Here is a 16,515-nt window from a genome sequence, read left to right on the forward strand (position 1 = left end):
GGATGCAAGAAGGACGATTTCTCCTTTTGCACCCGCGCCGCGCCGCCAATCAGGCTAGACCAGGGAGTCGACCGGAAGGGGCTGGGCCAGCGAGGACAGGAAGGTCTGTGACCACCTGGCCACGTCGTGGTCCCGCAGGTGCCGGCGCATGCGCCGCATCCGACGGGCGGAGTCCTGCGGATCCATGCGAAGGGCACGCACGATCCCGGATTTCATCCCGTCGATGTCGTGCGGGTTCACCAGCACGGCCTGGGTGAGCTGGTCGGCGGCGCCGGTGAATTCGGAGAGCACCAGCATGCCGGTGTCGTCCGTGTGGGCCGCGACAAATTCCTTGGCGACCAGGTTCATGCCGTCACGCAGGGAAGTCACCAGCATGATGTCCGCGGCCAGGTAGAGGGCAATCATTTCCCGCAGCGGGTAGGAATGGTGCAGGTAGCGGATGGCCGTGTGCTCCATGGTGTCGTGCTCGCCGTTGAGGTTGCCGACCATGAGCTCGACCTGGTCCTTGAGCTGCTGGTAGCGCTCAACATTCTCGCGACTCGGGCTGGCGACCTGTACCAGGCATGCCTCGCCAACGCGGATCTGCCCGTCGGCCAGTAGCTCGCCGTATGCCTTGAGGCGGTGGCGGATTCCCTTGGTGTAGTCGAGGCGGTCCACGCCGAGCATGATGGTTTTCGGGTTGCCCAGCTCCTGGCGGATCTGCTTGGCACGCGCCATGATCTCGGGATCGTGGGCGAGCTCGGCAACCTGTTGGGTGTCGATGGAGATGGGATGAGCCTCGGCCCGGCAGATGTTGGCAGTGGCTCCGCTGTCCTCGGATGCAGCCGGTGGAATCGCCAACGAGCCCTTGACGGTGCGGTCGGTGTAGCGGCGCATGCAACGGAGGAAGTTGCTGGCGTCCGCGGTGCGCTGGAAGCCCACCACATCTGCGCCCGCCAATCCCTCGAGGATCTGCTTCCGCCAAGGCAGTTGGGAGAAGATGCCGGGGGAGGGGAATGGAATATGGTTGAAAAACCCAATGCGCAGGTCCGGACGGGCCTCGCGCAACAACTTGGGCACCAACTGCAACTGGTAGTCCTGCACCCACACCGTGGCGCCTTCCTTGGCTACGCTGGCGGTGGCATCGGCGAATCTCTTGTTGACCTTCTTGTAGGTGTCCCACCATGTTCGGTGGAACTCCGGGGGCACAATGACGTCGTGGTAGAGGGGCCAGAGCGTGGAGTTGGAAAACCCCTCGTAATACAACTGGACGTCGCACTCTTCCAGGGGGACCGGGATCAGATGAATCCCATCGTTTTCAAAGGGTTCAAGTTCTTCATCGGTGGCTCCGTGCCAGCCGACCCAGGCGCCGTCCGACTCCTGCATGACCGGGGCGATGGCGGTGACCAGTCCGCCGGGGGACCGCCGCCATGACAGTTCCCCATCCTCGCCCTGCACTCGGTCCACCGGCAGCCGATTGGCCACCACGATGAAGTCGTAGCTTGGTTTCTCGCTACCGGATGCATAATCACTTGCGTTATCCGCTTGCATGTTGACCCTCCATTCCTAGCTCAAGATTATTCATGAGCTTAGGGGAACCACGTGACGTAAGCGACACCATGGCGCTAAGCTACGCCTGCGCCGTGGCCTAAACTGGTTTGGTCGGGGGAGTACCAAACCAATCTCAAAGGACGTTTTGACCTATGGCATCCAATAGCCAGCGGCCGAGCAAGGCCGAGCGGACATCAAGCGCGCGGGAGCAGGCGCAGGCAATGCGTGTCGCCAAAGAAGCCGCTGACAAGCGCAAGTCATTGTTTATCAAGTTGGGCGTGCTGGTAGCCGTCCTCGCGGTGATTGCCCTGATCGTCGGCATCGTCCTGCAGAACAATGCCGGAAAGGTTGCCGATTCCGGTGCCGTGCCGAAGGGCGGAAATGCGTCCGGCGGCATTACGCTCACCTCCGACACGACCGTTGCCGAGACCTCCGGGCTCACCGTGGACGTCACCAAGGCCGGCACTCGTCCGACCGCGGCGAAGCCGGACGCCCCGCGTGAGGCAGCGGCGGCCCCCAAGGGCGAGCCGATCAACATGCTCATCTATGTCGACGTCAATTGCGTGCACTGCGCCGACTTCGAGACCCAGTATGCCGACCAGATCGGCAACTGGCTGGCGGCCGGAGACGTTCAGGTCGAGTACCGCAACGTTGCCTTCCTGGATGCCGGGTCGCCGACCAACTTCTCTTCCCGCGGCGCCAACGCGCTTGCCTGCGTAGCGGACCAGGCCCCGGCCTCGTACCTGCCATTCGCCAAGGCCGTATTTGCCCACTACCCGCAGGGTGAAATGAAGAACGCGGAACTGGCCCAGCTGGCCGAGGACAACGGAGCGGATGTCGCCGACTGCATCAACGACGGAACCTTCCGCTCGTTCGTAAAGTTCACCGACGAAGCCGCCCGCGTGGATGCCATCGCCGGCACCCCGAGCGTGTTCATCCAGGGCAAGAAATGGGATCCGAACGCCGAGCCTGACTTGGTGGCAACGGTCAATGCGGCAATCGCCGCCAACAAGTAAGAATCCGGGCCCCGGGCCTTCCTGAGATTGGGTGGTTCGCCACAAAGTTGGCGAACCACCCAATCCAAGGTCTTGGGGCCACGGTCGACAACAGCCGGTTTCATCCAGCCGGGGAATGTCGGTTACGCTAGTTCCTGCACTCGGGTCATGAAAGCATGAACCGAGGCAGCGTGCCTCCTTAGCTCAGTTGGCCAGAGCATCGCTCTTGTAAAGCGAGGGTCGCCGGTTCGAATCCGGCAGGGGGCTCCACCGAAATCCCCGTGATTCAGCGGCAAAACCGCCCGGAATCACGGGGATTTCTTGTGCCACGGGTGTTTCGCCACTGCCGCGTACCGCTGCGGGTCCCTGATTTCCTGCTTGGCCTGCCGCCCCCACGCCCAAGATCTTTCAGACACGAAAGCAGAGCAACTATACCGAGCTGCTCTGACGCGCTTCCCCTTGCAGGCGTTCGTTGGCACGGCGCATTTTGCGGGCTCGCGCCGCACTGCTCGCCTTGCCGTATGCCGTCAGTAGGCGGGGCACAATGACGTAGACAGCCATCGGGACCACGACCAGGGTCAGCACGAACGCACGCAGGATCGGATGCCAGGCCTCGGCGAACCACCCCAAGGCGGTCATGCCGAGTGCGACCATCGGGAAGATCGCGCACCATGTGAGGGCTGCCCGCACATGCACCGAGGGGACACCGGGGTTGCGGTGGTGGTGTGCGTCGGTTTCGTCGGCGGCCAGCGCCTTGCCCTCGTGTTCCATGCCATCTCCGAAGATCGTGTCGAGGTTGCATTGCAACGGCGGAAGGAGACATCGAGACGCCGTCGCACCCGCGCGGGCAACGCCGTCAACCTTACAGCTTGGACAGGGAGCCGACATACCCGAGGGCCGACGCCGAGACCGTCCGTGTTCCAGTCACCCGGCCCGCTCCAGCCGGTCAGGCGCGGGTGGAAACGCCCATTTCATCCAGTGCGTTTGACACGGCTTTGCGTCCGGTCTCGTCCAGGCCCTTGACCGGCCTCGGCAGGTTTCCCGGCTTCACCAATCCGAGATCCTCTGCCACTGCCGAGGCGACCCGGAAACTTCCATACCGTGCGATAAGCGCCCACAGGGGTTCCATCGCCGTCGATAGCGATCGCGCCCGTGCCGCCTCACCGGACGCCGCGGCACGCGTGATCGCCAGGCACTGCTCGGGCAGGATCCCCGCCATCACGCTGTACCAGGCATCGCATCCGGACAGAAGCCCGTTGGCGGCCGCACCGTCGCCGCTGATGCCGATGGTGACATGCCCTGGAACCAAGGCGCGCAATGCCGCGACACGTGCCGTCACTTCCGCGGGATCGGCCGACACCGGCGGGATCTTGATCGACGCCACGGCCTTCAGCTGGGCGATCCGTCCGTGCAGTTCGTCGCTGAAATTCACGCGCGTGGTGCCGGGGTTGTCGTAGACAACCAGCGGCACCGACAGGTTCGCCGAAACCTCCTCGTAGAGGCCGAAGACCTCGTCGTCTGTCAGCGGCTGGTAGGTCATCGGCGCCAGCAGCACCGCGGCCGCCCCGGCGTTCTGGGCATCCTCCACGTTGCGCAACACCTGGCGGGTGCCCAGCGCCCCAACCCCGACGATCACCGGAACGCCGTCCGCCCGCTCAACGGCGATGGCAGCCACGCGGGCACGCTCGCTTCGCTCCAGATAGGCGTAACTTCCGGTGGATCCGAGCGCGCCGATCGAGTCGACGCCGGCGGAGACGAGCCGGCCGATGATGCCCTCGAACGCAGACTCGTCAATGCCGGTCTCGGTCAGCGGGGTCAGGGGAAAGGCGCTCAGGCCGGTGACCTTCATGTGGGTCCTTCCGCGGGGGAGAAGAGAAGCAGCGATACGTCGAAGCATATATCGATGTTGCCGGCCCCGCCCCGGCCCCGGGCCGCCGTTGGAAAGGCCGAGCACCGACGCTAGGCTGGGCCGCATGCGAGAGCGGACGCGGCGTCTGGCCGCCACGGGACTGGATTACCTGGCCATCCTGGCATGGATGACGATTCTTGGCGTGGCCTCCCTCGTCGTCTTCCTGGTGCGCGGGGAACTGCCCGACACCCTGGGAACCATTGGCCCGGTCGGCAGCCAACTGGTGTATTTCCTGCTGCTCACGTTCGTGGTCGGCATCTACCTGTACCGGACCGAAGCCGGCCCGCACCACGCGACCTGGGGCAAGAGGAGGATGGGGCTCGAGGTGACGGGAGCGGACGGTGCGGCGCCCAGCCGGGCGAAAATCCTGCTCAGAACGATCGTGAAGCTGCTGCCCTGGGAACTAGCCCACTTTTTTGTGTGGCAAATGATGTACGTGTACTACCGCGAGGGCTACGAATCCGAGCCTCCGCCGTGGATTTTTGTTGGACTCAATGCGGCGTCGGCCGCTGCACTGCTCTACGTCGTAATGGTGCTGGCCACCGGGCGCGGACCCCATGATGCGGCTGCGGGAACGACCGTGCGCTTGCGTGCGGCGGCCGCCACCTGAGAAAGACCTTAGGCCTCCACGGTCGATCCGCGCACCATGAGCGAACTTTCCAGCGTCACCTGCCGGGCTTCGAGTTCCTCGCCGCCGATGAGACGCAACAACTGCTCGGCGGCCCTGCGGCCCAGCAGCTCACCGGGCAGGTTGACGCTGGTCAGGCCGGGGGAGCTGGTGGTCGAGTAGGGCAGGTCGTCGAAGCCGGTCACGGCGAGTTCCCCGGGGATCGAGATGCCGGCGGCCCGGGCTTCCTGCAGCACTCCGTAGGCGTGGGTGTCCGTTGCACAGACCACCGCGCTCACCCCCAGTTTTTTCCACTGCGGCCAGGCCCCGGCGAAGGCGTTGGCTGCCAGGCCGACATTGATGGTCGCTGCGATCCGCGCTCCCTCGGGGACTTCCATGCCCAGGGTTCCGGCGGCCTCGAGGAAGGCGGCCCGGCGGACCTCAAAGGTGGTGGTTCCGGTGGTGCCGTCGATGTAGGCGACCTTCTTGTGCCCGGCGGCCGCAAGGTGCTCGGCCAGGAGCCGTCCGCCCTGGGCCACATCGAGGTTCACCGCCGGGACCTCGGGCCCGAATCCCGGGGCATCAAGCAGCACCAGGGGGCCCGGGGCCGAGAGCTCCTCCAGGAACGACGGATCCGGCGCGTCAACGAGCAGACCGGCCGGGCGCAACCCCAGCAGCCGGCGCGTGTCATCGGCGCTTGGCAATTGCCCGGCATCCGTGACCGAGAGGAGCAGCTGGTAGTGGGAGCCCAGGGCGGCGCGGACCCCGGCAATGACCGTGGCAAAGAAGGGGTTGGAGATATCGGGGGCGACCATGATGACGGTGTTGCTCACGCCCCGGGCGAGCGAACTGCCGATGGAGTCCACCACGTATCCAAGCTCGCGTATGGCCTCGCGGACCTTCGCTTCGTTGCCGGGGGAGACCCGGCCGCTGGCCTTGCCGTTGGCAACCAGCGAAACCGTGGCGGTGGAGACCCCGGCGCGCTCCGCCACCATGGCGGCGGTGACCCGTCGCCGAGTGGGTGCCGTGGCGCGCGGCTTTTGGGTCGAATGCATGGCCTTTATCTTAGTCGAGGCCGGGCGCCGTGCCCGCTGTCCCGTCCCGGCCTCGTCGCCCCGCATTTCCCGCCGGGACCCGCGGAACGCCGGCACCGATCCCGCGCCCGCGGTGCCGGTCACCGGGCGAAGCGCCGTACGTGGCGGATTCCGATTCGGCCGTTCAACGTCAAGCGTTTGACTAGGGAGTTTTTGCCACTCAAGTTAAGCGTTTGACGCGGGGTGCCAAAAGGTGCCAGAATTCCGGGGAAACAGCATTCCCTTTCCGCGGGCGCGATCCGGCGGGAAGTTATCCCCGAAGATGTGGAGAAAACCATGGGCGCACCCCTCGCTTCAACCGAGCCGCGGAAGATCATCCTCGACTGCGATCCCGGGCACGACGACGCCGTTGCGATCCTGCTGGCACACGGCAGCCCCGCGATCGAACTGCTTGCCGTCACCACCGTGGTCGGCAACCAGACCCTGGCCAAGGTCACCAAGAACGCACTCGCGACCGGGACCATCGCCGGGATCACCGGGGTTCCCTTCGCCGCCGGCTGCGACCGCCCGCTGGTGCGCACCATCGAAAACGCGCCCGACATCCACGGCGAATCGGGCATGGATGGCCCGCTGCAGCCCGAATCCGCCATCGAGCTGGACCCCCGCCACGCCGTTGACCTGATCATCGACACGATCATGGCGCACGAGCCGGGCACCGTCACCCTGGTCCCCACCGGCGGCCTGACCAACATCGCCATGGCCGCTCGCAAGGAGCCGCGCATCGTCGAGCGCGTGAAGGAAGTCGTGCTGATGGGCGGCGGCTACCACGTGGGCAACTGGAGCGCCGTGGCCGAATTCAACATCATCATCGACCCCGAGGCCGCGCACATCGTCTTCAACGAGAAGTGGCCGGTGGTCATGGTCGGGCTCGACCTGACCCACCAGGCGCTTGCCACCGACGAGGTCGTCGCGCAGATCGAGGCCGTCGGCACCGGCCCGGCCAAGTTCGTGCGCGAACTCATGGACTTCTTCAAGGCAACCTACAAGGACGCCCAGGGCTTCGACTTCCCGCCGGTCCACGACCCCTGCGCCGTCGCGTACGTCATCGACCCGACCATCGTCACCACCCGCAAGGTGCCGGTGAACATCGAGCTGCAGGGCACCTTGACCCTGGGCATGACGGTGGCCGACTTCCGCGCCCCGGCCCCGGCCGACTGCCACACCTCCGTCGCCGTGGACCTTGACCACGAGCGCTTCTGGAACCTGGTGACCGACGCGCTGGTGCGCATCGGCGACGTCGAGCTCGCAAGCGCATGAGCACGCTGACCGAAAAGGCCACCGGCACCCGCGGCGGCGCCGCGGCGCTGACCGCCGCCCTGCTCACCGCCTGCGTGGCGTTCCAGCTCAACGCCTCCATGCTCAGCCCCGCGCTGGTGACCATGGGCGAGGAACTGGGCACCGACCAGGCGGCCATCGGCCTGTCCCAGACCTGGTTCTTCACCACGGCCGCGCTGTTCTCCCTCTTCCTGCCCCGACTTTCCGACGTGGTGGGCCGCAAGCGCATCCTCGTCATCATGATGCTGCTGACCGCCGTCGGCTCCGTGGTCGCGGCCCTGGCCCCGAACATCGGCTGGCTCTTCGCCGGACGCATCATCCAGGGCATCTCCGGGCCGACCGTCCCGCTCTGCCTGCTGATGCTGCGTTCGGCCGTGCCCAACCCGCGCCGCTACGGCACCCTCATGGGCCTGATCCTCGCCGTCAACGGCGGGGTCGCCGGCGTCGATTCCTTCCTCGGCGGCTACCTCGCCGAGAACCACGGCTTCCGCTCCATCTTCTGGTTCATGGTCGTCCTCGCCGTCCTGGCCGCAGCCGCGGTGGCACTGCTGACCCGCGAGTCCAAGCCGCAGGCGGGCACCAAGATGGACTGGCGCGGCGTGTTCTTCATCGTCGTTGCCGTCGGCGCCCTGCTGACCGCGCTGAACGAGGCCGCCAAGCTGGTCGGCGGCATCGACCCAGCCACCGTGATCACCTCCGTCGTGCTGCTGGCCCTGGCCGCCGCCGCCTTCTACGGCTTCTGGGCCACCGAGAAGCGCGTGGCCGAGCCCATGGTGCAGCTCGAGCACCTGCGCCAGCGCGCCACCTGGGCGCCGCTGCTGACCACGGTGCTGACCATGACCGGCATCTTCGCGGTCATCAACGGCATCGTCCCGGCCTACGTGCAGGCGGCCGGCCCCGGCTTCGGCGTCGGTCCCACCCAGACCGCGCTGCTGATCCTCACCCCCTACGCGTTGCTGGGCTGGATCTTCGGACCCATCAGCGGACGCCTGGCCCCGGTGTGGGGCTACAACAAGGTGCTGCGCATCGGCATGGTCGGCTCGGTGGCCGCGCTGTTGGTCATCGTGTTCTTCGGCATGGATTCGCTTCCCATGATGGTTGCCGGCACCGCGCTGCTGGGCATCATGTACGCCGGCACCGCCAACATCATGCTCAACGGCCTGGGTGTGGTGCTCTCGCCCAAGGGCAACCCCGGCTTCCTGCCGGGCATGAACGCGGGCGCCTTCAACCTGGGTGCCGGGCTGAGCTTCCTGGTGCTCCCCGCGGTGCTCGTGGGAACATCGTCCCTGGGCGACCGCGCCTCCTACGTGACCGTGGTGGTGGTCGGCCTTCTCATCACCGTGGCCGCCTTCGCCGCGTCGCTGTTGATCCCCAAGCCCGTCGATGCAGAGGTGAAGTAGTTGGATACCCAAGCCCCGGACAACCAGGCCGGCCGGATCATCGTGGTCGGCTCGCTGAACGCCGACCTGACCATCTACACCCGGCGACTGCCGGCCCCGGGGGAGACCCTGCACGGTGAGGGCTTCACCGTGAACCCCGGCGGCAAGAGCGCCAACCAGGCGGTTGCCGCCGGGAAGCTCGGCGGCAACGTGGCCCTGGTGGGCGCCGTGGGCCGGGACGCGAACGGAACCATGCTGCTCGAGTCCTGCGCCGCCGCAGGCGTCGACGTCAGCCAGGTCCGCCGCGCCGAGGGCGTGGAGACCGGCGTCGCGGTGGTCACCGTGGATGCGCACGGGGAGAACAGCATCGTGATCTCCGCCGGCGCCAACGGGACCCTGTCCCCGGCCGACGTCGAGGCGGCAGCTGCCGCCTTCGAGGGCGCCGCGGTGCTCTGCCTGTGCCTGGAGGTCGGCCTGGAGACCGTCGAGGCAGCGGCCCGGGCCGGCGCTGATGCAGGCGCGAAGGTGCTGCTGAACCTTTCCCCGTACGCCCCGATCCCCGCCAGCCTGGCCCGGCTCTCGGACGTGCTGCTGGTCAACGCGCACGAGGCCTCGCAATTCCTTGGCGGGGAACGGATCCCGGAACCCGATGCCGAGGCCTCGGCCTGGGAACCGGTCCTGGAGCACCTGGTGGCCCGCGGGCTGCCAAGCGCCGTGGTGACCCTGGGTGCCGAAGGCTCGGTGGTGCTGGACTCCACCGCCGAGACGGGGAAGCGCATTGTCCGCATCTCCCCGACCCGGGTCGACGCGGTGGACACCACCGGCGCCGGCGACGCCTTCACCGGCGGGCTGGCCGCGCGCCTGGCCGCCGGGGACGCCCTGGCCGATGCCGCGGCCTTCGCCTCGGTGGGAGCCGCACTTGCCGCCACCCGGAAGGGCACGCAGGCCGCCTACCCGGATGCCGCCGCGGTCAACGCCAGGCTCAACGCCTAGCCCCTTCCCTGCCCGTCCCCGATCCCCCGGGAAGGGCGGGACCCCCCGGCCGCGCCAGATCCCTCCCGGACCTTTCCCCGGGAGGGATCCGGCGTTAAGCCAAGTGGGCGCAGCATCCCGTTGCGCGTCCACTCGGGTGCACCTAGGCTCAGGGTGAGGGCGCACCACCAGGTGTCCCGGACCGCGGAACCGCACAGCCCGTGAAGGACCCAGCCCATGCCATTCGGCCCGCTCAAGAGGTGGCTCGACGCCAAGAGAAGCGACGACTACATGTACATGACCCGGCCCCGGGCCCGGGCCGCGCTCCGGGAGTTCCTTGACGAACGCCCACCGGCCCTGCGCCGGCTGGAGGAACTGATGACGGTTGACGGCCAGGATCCGGCCGTTGTCCTGGACGGCACCCCGGAGAGCCTGGTTCCGCTGTGGGGCTGGATGCTTTCGAGGTTCACCGCCCGCGAAGCCGCCGGCGCCACCGACCCCGCCTCCGTGGCCAGGGCGGCCTGGCCGTCGTGGGAACGCCATACCAGGGAGGTGGAGCAGACCCTGTCCATTCAGTCGCTGACGCTTCTGGACGGGCTGGTGTCCTACCTTGCCCAGGTGGTGCTGGCCCGCGCGCCGTTGGCACGGTGGGAGATCGCGCATGACAGCCACAAGCGCTACCACCTGGAGAACCACCCGGTGCTGGTCAGCGGGACGGGCAAGAACCACAACTTCCTCCCCGGTCTCCCGGTGGTCCTCGTGGTCAGGATCTTCCACGGGCTTGATGAGCCGCAGGACGACAGCATGGCCCAGTACGCGCGCAGGCTCATCGAGCAGCTGAACCGGGACGAGGAGAGCGACGACGAGCTCGCCGAGCCGGAGCCGCCCTACGAGGTCGAGGACGTCCGCGGCGAGGAGGGGGACTACGACTTCGAGATCGGCCTGGGCGAGGAAATCGCCCACGAACGCTCGCGCGCGGTCGACAGGATGGTCCGCAAGTTGGGCCGAGCGGACGGGGTCAAGGAGGCATTCCGGGAGGACCGGGAGATCATCCTGGTGCGGGCTCCGTCGTGGAGCCTCGACGCGCTGGAGGAATGGCTTTCCCGGCACCTCTGAGGTTCGGCGGCCATCGGTGTTCCCTTTTTTCCGTTCCGTTCAGCGAAGCGGTGCTGCCACGTCGACGAGGGTGATCGTGTCGCGCCCGCGCACGCCCTGGAAGCTGTACTCGCCCCAGCGGACAGACTGCGCCTGCTCGTGCTCGACGGCGCTCCAGTCCCAGCCGAGCACGGCGGGGGAGTCGGCGCCGCATTGCGGCGGGAAGGACTCCATGACGGTCGTGCAGTAAACGGGACCGGTCCCGCCATCCAGCACCGTGCCGGCGAAGGACCGTTCGGGCGCGGGTGACAGCGCGATGAGCAGCGCGAGGACCGCGAGCACCAGCGCAACCGGTGTCATCACGTAGCGCTCCGGCCTGGATCGGGAGATCGCATTCATCACCACCCCGAGGGCAAGGTACCCGAACACGACCCAGCTGCCCACGCGGGAGAGGCCTTCCGGAAACATGTCGAGAATTCCTGCCCGGTGCAGGGCAAGCACCGCGATGAACCCGTAGACCAGGATGGAGAACGCCGAGGCGATCCGGTAGCCGGTCGGCAGGATGCCGGGATGTTGCCCGCCCCACGCGAACCGACCCCACGGCGCCCCACACGCCAAGGCAAGCTGGAAGATGGCCAACAGGGCCAGCACTGCGACGAAGACGACGGCGACGGTCATGGACGGAAGCCTACTATGTGCCCTGGAACGGGCAAGGGGGCGGCTTCCCGCCTTTTTGGGGTCCAGAGTTGAACCTCCGCGTTGGACCACGCGGATTCCACGTGCCAGCCGATTTGTCCATTTAGTACTATCATGCGATAGTTAAAGGTCCCCTAGAGATTTGCCAGAAGAGCGTGAGCAGCGGAATTTTCCGCACGGCCGCTCGTATAGCAGTGCAAACACTTGGGCGGAACGGACAGTTGGGCCGGGATGAATTTGTCAGGGCCGGATGCAGCGCTGAAGGTAGCGACAGCAAATCCCCCGTACCCACGCTCTGCAGCCTGAACCGAAAGCGGGCCGCGCGATCCGATGAAGCACGCCTGCCAGAAATCTTTGCTGACGGGCCCCTGCACATCGCTTCGGATGTCGATTGCACGTTGGAGTTGGCCGGTCAATGGACCGGCGGATCAACGAGGATTGTTCGAAATTCGGCAGGCACCTCCCTCGACGTGGAGGGCCTGCAATAGCACCACTCGGAATGTGCCAACTGTTCGACGCCTCCCGGCGTCGAACACGGCGCTCCCGGCGGTGAACGACGCTGGGCATGCCCCGTCGAATTGCCGCACAGTCACGAAAGGACGGATCAGAATGACACCAGGTCACGAAGCACTCATCATCACCGCCATCGCGATGATCGGCCTACTCAGCGTGCTGACCTTTGCCATGGTCTCGCGCTACCGCAAGGCCCACAACAGGCACGGGGAACCAGGCGCCGAAAAAGCCGCATAGGAATTTAGATGGCACGGGAATGAACGGCCCGGGCCACTGAACAAGAAGAACGGGTGTGCCGGCCATGGATGTGGCAAGCGCACCCGTTTTTCGTGTTTCCGGCGGTCCTTCATCCATCCCTGCAAGGCAACCGATTCCCTCGATGCCTGTTGCCAGTCACCGCAAATACGGGCCGCCTCACCGAGTCGACCGGCGGTTACCTGCATCGAAGGCGCAAAGTGGCCCAAATGTGACGCGATCAGGGACTAAAGTGGCGCGAATGACACGAGGCAACGTGTGTCACACATCTTTAGGAAGGGCAGCCGTGCACGATCGGATCCAATACTCCAAGTTCCTTGACCTTCGAATGACGGCCGAACAGGCCGCGGCCATGGTCAAGCCAGGCATGACGGTGGCAATGAGTGGCTTCACGGGCGCCGGCTACCCCAAGGCCGTCCCCGGCGCACTCGCCGCCCTCATGGAGCAGGAGCAGGCCGCCGGAAATCCGTTCAAGATCAACGTGCTCACCGGCGCCTCCACCGCCCCGGAGCTCGACGGGGTGCTGGCCCGGGCCGGGGGCATGGATCTGCGCCTGCCCTACATGTCGGATCCTGAGCTGCGCCGGCGCATCAACGCCGGCGAGATGGAATACATGGACATCCACCTCTCCCACGTGGCCCAGCACGCCTGGTTCGGCTTCTACGGCAAGATCGACCTGGCGATCATCGAGGTCGTGGGCATCAAGGAGGACGGCAGCCTGATCCCGTCCTCGTCGGTGGGCAACAACAAGACCTGGCTGGACATGGCCGACAAGGTCATCATCGAGGTCAACACCCAGCAGTCCGCCGCCATGGAGGGCATGCACGACATCTACTACGGCACCGCGCTGCCGCCGCGCCGCTTGCCCATCGAGATGACCACCGCCGACCAGCGCATCGGCGAGCCCTACCTGCGCGTGGACCCGGCCAAGATCGTCGCCGTGGTGGAAACCAACGCTCCCGACCGGCTGAGCCCCTTTGCCCCTGTCGATGCGACCAGCACGCAGATCGCCGACCACCTGCTGGACTTCCTTGACCACGAGATCCGGGCAGGCCGCCTCACCGACAAGCTCCTGCCGCTGCAATCTGGCGTGGGAAACATCGCCAACGCGGTGCTCGCCGGCCTGGCCCGCGGCGGTTACAAGGGCCTGCAGGCCTACACCGAGGTCATCCAGGACGGCATGCTGTCCCTGCTCAAGGACGGGACCCTGGGATTCGCCTCTGCGACCTCCTTCTCGCTCTCGTCCGACGGCATCGACGAGTTCAATGCGCACGTGGACTTCTACCGCGAGCGGATCCTGCTGCGCCCGCAGGAAATCTCCAACCACCCCGAGCTGGTGCGCCGGCTGGGGTGCATCGCGCTGAACGGGATGATCGAGGCCGACATCTACGGCAACGTGAACTCCACGAACGTGGTCGGCTCGCACGTCATGAACGGCATCGGCGGCTCCGGCGACTTCGCCCGCAACGGCTACCTTTCGGTGTTCATGTCCCCGTCCACCGCCAAGGGCGGAAAGATCTCCGGCATCGTGCCGATGGCCAGCCACGTCGACCACACCGAGCACGACACCATGATCCTGATTACCGAGCAGGGTCTGGCCGATTTGCGCGGGCTCTCGCCCAAGCAACGCGCCCAGGTGGTCATCGACAACTGCGCCGCACCGGAGTACCGCCCGATGCTGCAGGACTACTTCGACCGGGCAAAGGTTTCCAGCTACGGCAAGCACACCCCGCACCTGCTGGGCGAGGCACTGTCCTGGCACCAGCGCTACATCGACAACGGGGACATGCGTCCGGCCAGCTAAGGACCCGGAACCGGCAACGCCGGGAGCCCGTTTCGCACGCCTTCACGGCTTGGGCGAAGCGGGCTCCCGGCGTTTTGCCGGACCTTGACAGTCCTCGATGGATTTAGGCCGGAACTGCGCTGTCCTGGTCCGTCCCGAACTCCACCGGGCGCGCCTGGTGAATGCCGTGCGGAAGCACGGTGTTCGGCTGGGCCGGGACCAGCGGAGCCAGACCCATGCCGGTGCGGTACCAGGAGGATTCCGTGGACACCCAGATGGTCATGGGAAGCCCGGTGAAGTAGCCGGTGTATTCGCGTTCGCGCGTCCACCGCGGCGATCGCTCGTAGTAACCCCACGAGGCCTGGTTGCGGTTGTCGATCACCGTGACAGGGGTCCCGCCCATGGACAGGGCGTAGGTTAGCCGCGCCTCGGCCATGTACTGGCGGATGCCCAGGCGGCGGTAGGCGGGGTGCACGAACATGCCACCGAGCTCCATGGGGCGCGGCGCCTCGGTGGGTGCCGTGACGGCGTTGTGGACGATTCCCATGCCCACCCGGGTTCCCTCGTGCAACGCGGTGACAACGAACAAGGCATGGTCCATGCGCTCGTGCCAGCGGGCGTCGGGGTTCAGGGTGAGCGCGGACAGGGCATCGCGTTCGATGCCGGTGGGCGCGGAGTAAGACAGGGAATACTCAATGTTGGGAAGCACTGGGAGCGGTCCTCTAAGCAAAAAGAGAGCGAACAAAAGAAGTGGTTCCCGGAATTACGCCGGGCCGGTTCTTTGGCCGGTAGGGGACCGCTGCCGGCGGTTCCCGGCAGCTTCCTTGTAGGGCCCAGTTTGGGCGTCGAAGAATTCGACAGTGAAATTATTACCCGCCGAAAGCCCTGTTGTAAACACGGCTTTGGGGCGACTCGCCGTCCGCTTCGAAAGCTCCGTCGCGAGACACTGTCCCGGACCCCGAAATCCCCCGGAATATCAAGGGTTTTGGTGCTATTGCAGGACCGCGGATTCACCAACAATTCACCCGTTGCTTTTGCGTCCGGGCGTGGCCCCGGCAGCGAGCGATCGGCGCTGCGGCGGCGCGGGCCTGCGTGGGCCGGAACGCGGAAACATCTCGCGCCGATTTGGCGTGCACCGAGGTGCTCGGCTAATCTTGCTAGGTACTCCCTTGGGAGTGGCAGCACGGTTCTTTAGCTCAGTTGGTTAGAGCGCTCGCTTCACACGCGAGAGGTCAGCAGTTCGAGTCTGCTAAGAACCACCAACAGAAAGGAACCCCGGATTTCCGGGGTTCCTTTCGTTGTTAGTGGCGGCTTCCGCCGCAATGGCGGGCCCGGGCCTACTTGGCCTCGAGCATCTCCAGGACCAGGGGCTTGACCTTGGTGCCGAGCAATTCAATGCTGCGCATCATGGTCTCGTGGGGCAGCGAGCCGGCCGAATACTTGATGTCGGCGCGTGAGAGCCCGAGACCGCTCGCAAAGTGGGCAATCTTCCTGGCCACGGTCTCCGGGCTGCCGGCCAGCAGCGAGCCCTCGGGACCGGCCGAGGCCTCGAAGCGCATGCGGCTGGCCGGCGGCCAGCCGCGCTCGGCGCCCAGCCGGTCCATGGTGGTCTTGTAGTGCGGCCACAACAGGTCCAGCGCCTCCTGGTCGCTGTCGGCAACCAATCCGTGGAAGTGCGCACCGATGCGCTGGGGCCGGTGCCCGAACTCCTCCAGCGAGCGCTTGTACAGCCGCGTCAGCGGCTCGAAGGCCATCGGCTGCCCACCGATGATGGCCAGGAACAGCGGCAGGCCGTGCCGTGCCGCGCGCACCACCGATTCGGGGCTGCCGCCAACACCCACCCAGGCATCCAGGGTGCCGTTTTCAATCGGCGGGTAGACCGCCTGGTTCCGCAGTGCGGAGCGGGTCTGGCCGGACCAGCTCACGGGCTCGCCCTTGCGCAGCTTGGCGAAGAGCGCGAGCTTCTCCTCGAAGAGCAGCTCGTAGTCGGAGAGCTCGTAGCCAAAAAGCGGGAACGACTCAATGAAGGAGCCGCGCCCCAGGATGACTTCGGCGCGGCCGTTGGACAGGCCGTCGACAGTTGCGAAGCGCTCGTAGACGCGCACCGGGTCATCTGAGCTCAACACCGTCACAGCGGAGCCCAGCTTGATCTTCTCGGTCACCGAGGCAATGGCGCCCAGGACCACCTCGGGCGCGGAGACCGAGTAGTCGTCGCGGTGGTGTTCGCCCACCCCAAAGAAATCCAGTCCCGCGGCCTCGGCGGCCCTGGCCTCGGCGACCACGTTGCGAAGGACCTGGGACGGGTGCAGCGGCTGGCCGCTGGCGTCGTTGGTGATGTCGCCGAAGGTCTCGATGCCGATCTCAAATTGCTGGGTGTTCGGGGTGGATTCACTCATGGTTTCCCGTCGCTCT

General features: G+C 66.3%; 15 protein-coding genes and 2 tRNA genes. 10 read left to right on the forward strand and 7 right to left on the reverse strand.

Features of this window, described 5'->3' with window-relative positions; genetic code table 11:
- Positions 1 to 54: 54 nt before the first annotated feature.
- Positions 55 to 1,530 (reverse strand): alpha,alpha-trehalose-phosphate synthase (UDP-forming), encoded by a 1,476-nt coding sequence (locus KRR55_RS06785; RefSeq protein ID WP_217388326.1) that lies wholly within the window; start codon positions 1,528 to 1,530, stop codon positions 55 to 57.
- 152 nt (positions 1,531 to 1,682) lie between these two features.
- Here KRR55_RS06785 and KRR55_RS06790 point away from each other — a divergent pair, with 152 nt between their 5' ends.
- Both KRR55_RS06790 and KRR55_RS06795 read left to right on the forward strand, forming a co-directional pair.
- Positions 1,683 to 2,546 carry a DsbA family protein gene (locus tag KRR55_RS06790; RefSeq protein WP_217388327.1) on the forward strand — a complete coding sequence of 288 codons (864 nt, stop codon included), beginning with the start codon at positions 1,683 to 1,685 and terminating at the stop codon, positions 2,544 to 2,546.
- Between the two features lie 172 nt (positions 2,547 to 2,718).
- Positions 2,719 to 2,795, forward strand: a tRNA-Thr gene (locus KRR55_RS06795).
- A 159-nt stretch (positions 2,796 to 2,954) separates the two neighbouring features.
- On the opposite strand, the gene KRR55_RS06800 is transcribed toward KRR55_RS06795, so the two are convergent.
- Both KRR55_RS06800 and KRR55_RS06805 read right to left on the reverse strand, forming a co-directional pair.
- Entirely contained in the window at positions 2,955 to 3,296 is a 342-nt protein-coding gene (locus KRR55_RS06800) for a putative antibiotic biosynthesis monooxygenase (RefSeq protein WP_217388328.1), read from the reverse strand.
- A gap of 175 nt (positions 3,297 to 3,471) precedes the next feature.
- A complete protein-coding gene (locus KRR55_RS06805; RefSeq protein WP_217388329.1) occupies positions 3,472 to 4,374 on the reverse strand; it encodes a dihydrodipicolinate synthase family protein in 903 nt (300 codons plus the stop codon).
- Positions 4,375 to 4,498: 124 nt separating this feature from the next.
- Between KRR55_RS06805 and KRR55_RS06810 the strand changes: the two genes are divergently transcribed.
- On the forward strand, positions 4,499 to 5,044 hold the full coding sequence (locus KRR55_RS06810; protein ID WP_217388330.1) for an RDD family protein: 546 nt from the start codon (positions 4,499 to 4,501) through the stop codon (positions 5,042 to 5,044).
- An 8-nt stretch (positions 5,045 to 5,052) separates the two neighbouring features.
- Here KRR55_RS06810 and KRR55_RS06815 read toward each other — a convergent pair whose 3' ends face one another.
- A complete protein-coding gene (locus tag KRR55_RS06815) occupies positions 5,053 to 6,096 on the reverse strand; it encodes a LacI family DNA-binding transcriptional regulator (RefSeq protein ID WP_254455949.1) in 1,044 nt (347 codons plus the stop codon).
- A gap of 315 nt (positions 6,097 to 6,411) precedes the next feature.
- On the opposite strand from KRR55_RS06815, the gene uriH reads away from it, so the two are divergent.
- From uriH to KRR55_RS06835, 4 genes are all read left to right on the forward strand, one after another.
- On the forward strand, positions 6,412 to 7,392 hold the full coding sequence (uriH, locus tag KRR55_RS06820) for a uridine-preferring nucleoside hydrolase UriH (RefSeq protein WP_217388331.1): 981 nt from the start codon (positions 6,412 to 6,414) through the stop codon (positions 7,390 to 7,392).
- The gene (gene uriT / locus KRR55_RS06825) at positions 7,389 to 8,810 is read left to right on the forward strand and encodes a uridine transporter UriT (RefSeq protein WP_217388332.1); all 1,422 of its coding nucleotides are present in this window, start codon (positions 7,389 to 7,391) and stop codon (positions 8,808 to 8,810) included. Before uriH ends, uriT begins: the two co-directional genes overlap by 4 nt.
- Positions 8,811 to 9,782, forward strand: coding sequence for a ribokinase (locus KRR55_RS06830; RefSeq protein WP_217388333.1), 972 nt, complete (start codon positions 8,811 to 8,813; stop codon positions 9,780 to 9,782). It abuts the gene before it with no gap.
- Between the two features lie 216 nt (positions 9,783 to 9,998).
- Positions 9,999 to 10,877: a hypothetical protein gene (locus KRR55_RS06835; protein ID WP_217388334.1), complete on the forward strand. Its 879-nt coding sequence runs from the start codon at positions 9,999 to 10,001 to the stop codon at positions 10,875 to 10,877.
- 39 nt (positions 10,878 to 10,916) lie between these two features.
- Here the strand turns inward: KRR55_RS06835 and KRR55_RS20250 are convergent, their stop codons facing one another.
- The gene (locus tag KRR55_RS20250) at positions 10,917 to 11,534 is read right to left on the reverse strand and encodes a hypothetical protein (RefSeq protein ID WP_254455950.1); all 618 of its coding nucleotides are present in this window, start codon (positions 11,532 to 11,534) and stop codon (positions 10,917 to 10,919) included.
- Positions 11,535 to 12,161: 627 nt separating this feature from the next.
- Here KRR55_RS20250 and KRR55_RS06845 point away from each other — a divergent pair.
- Together KRR55_RS06845 and KRR55_RS06850 are read left to right on the forward strand one after the other, a co-directional pair.
- Positions 12,162 to 12,302 (forward strand): hypothetical protein, encoded by a 141-nt coding sequence (locus tag KRR55_RS06845; protein ID WP_217388335.1) that lies wholly within the window; start codon positions 12,162 to 12,164, stop codon positions 12,300 to 12,302.
- A gap of 259 nt (positions 12,303 to 12,561) precedes the next feature.
- Positions 12,562 to 14,124 (forward strand): acetyl-CoA hydrolase/transferase family protein, encoded by a 1,563-nt coding sequence (locus KRR55_RS06850; RefSeq protein ID WP_217388336.1) that lies wholly within the window; start codon positions 12,562 to 12,564, stop codon positions 14,122 to 14,124.
- Positions 14,125 to 14,227: 103 nt separating this feature from the next.
- Here KRR55_RS06850 and KRR55_RS06855 read toward each other — a convergent pair whose 3' ends face one another.
- Positions 14,228 to 14,812 carry a GNAT family N-acetyltransferase gene (locus KRR55_RS06855; RefSeq protein WP_217388337.1) on the reverse strand — a complete coding sequence of 195 codons (585 nt, stop codon included), beginning with the start codon at positions 14,810 to 14,812 and terminating at the stop codon, positions 14,228 to 14,230.
- 476 nt (positions 14,813 to 15,288) lie between these two features.
- On the opposite strand from KRR55_RS06855, the gene KRR55_RS06860 reads away from it, so the two are divergent.
- A tRNA-Val gene (locus tag KRR55_RS06860) sits at positions 15,289 to 15,365 on the forward strand.
- 75 nt (positions 15,366 to 15,440) lie between these two features.
- Here KRR55_RS06860 and KRR55_RS06865 read toward each other — a convergent pair.
- Positions 15,441 to 16,499 carry an LLM class flavin-dependent oxidoreductase gene (locus KRR55_RS06865; protein WP_217388338.1) on the reverse strand — a complete coding sequence of 353 codons (1,059 nt, stop codon included), beginning with the start codon at positions 16,497 to 16,499 and terminating at the stop codon, positions 15,441 to 15,443.
- Positions 16,500 to 16,515: the final 16 nt, after the last annotated feature.

Origin of the sequence: Paeniglutamicibacter quisquiliarum, from assembly GCF_019084045.1 — a bacterium.
Taxonomy (GTDB): Bacteria; Actinomycetota; Actinomycetes; order Actinomycetales; family Micrococcaceae; genus Paeniglutamicibacter; species Paeniglutamicibacter quisquiliarum.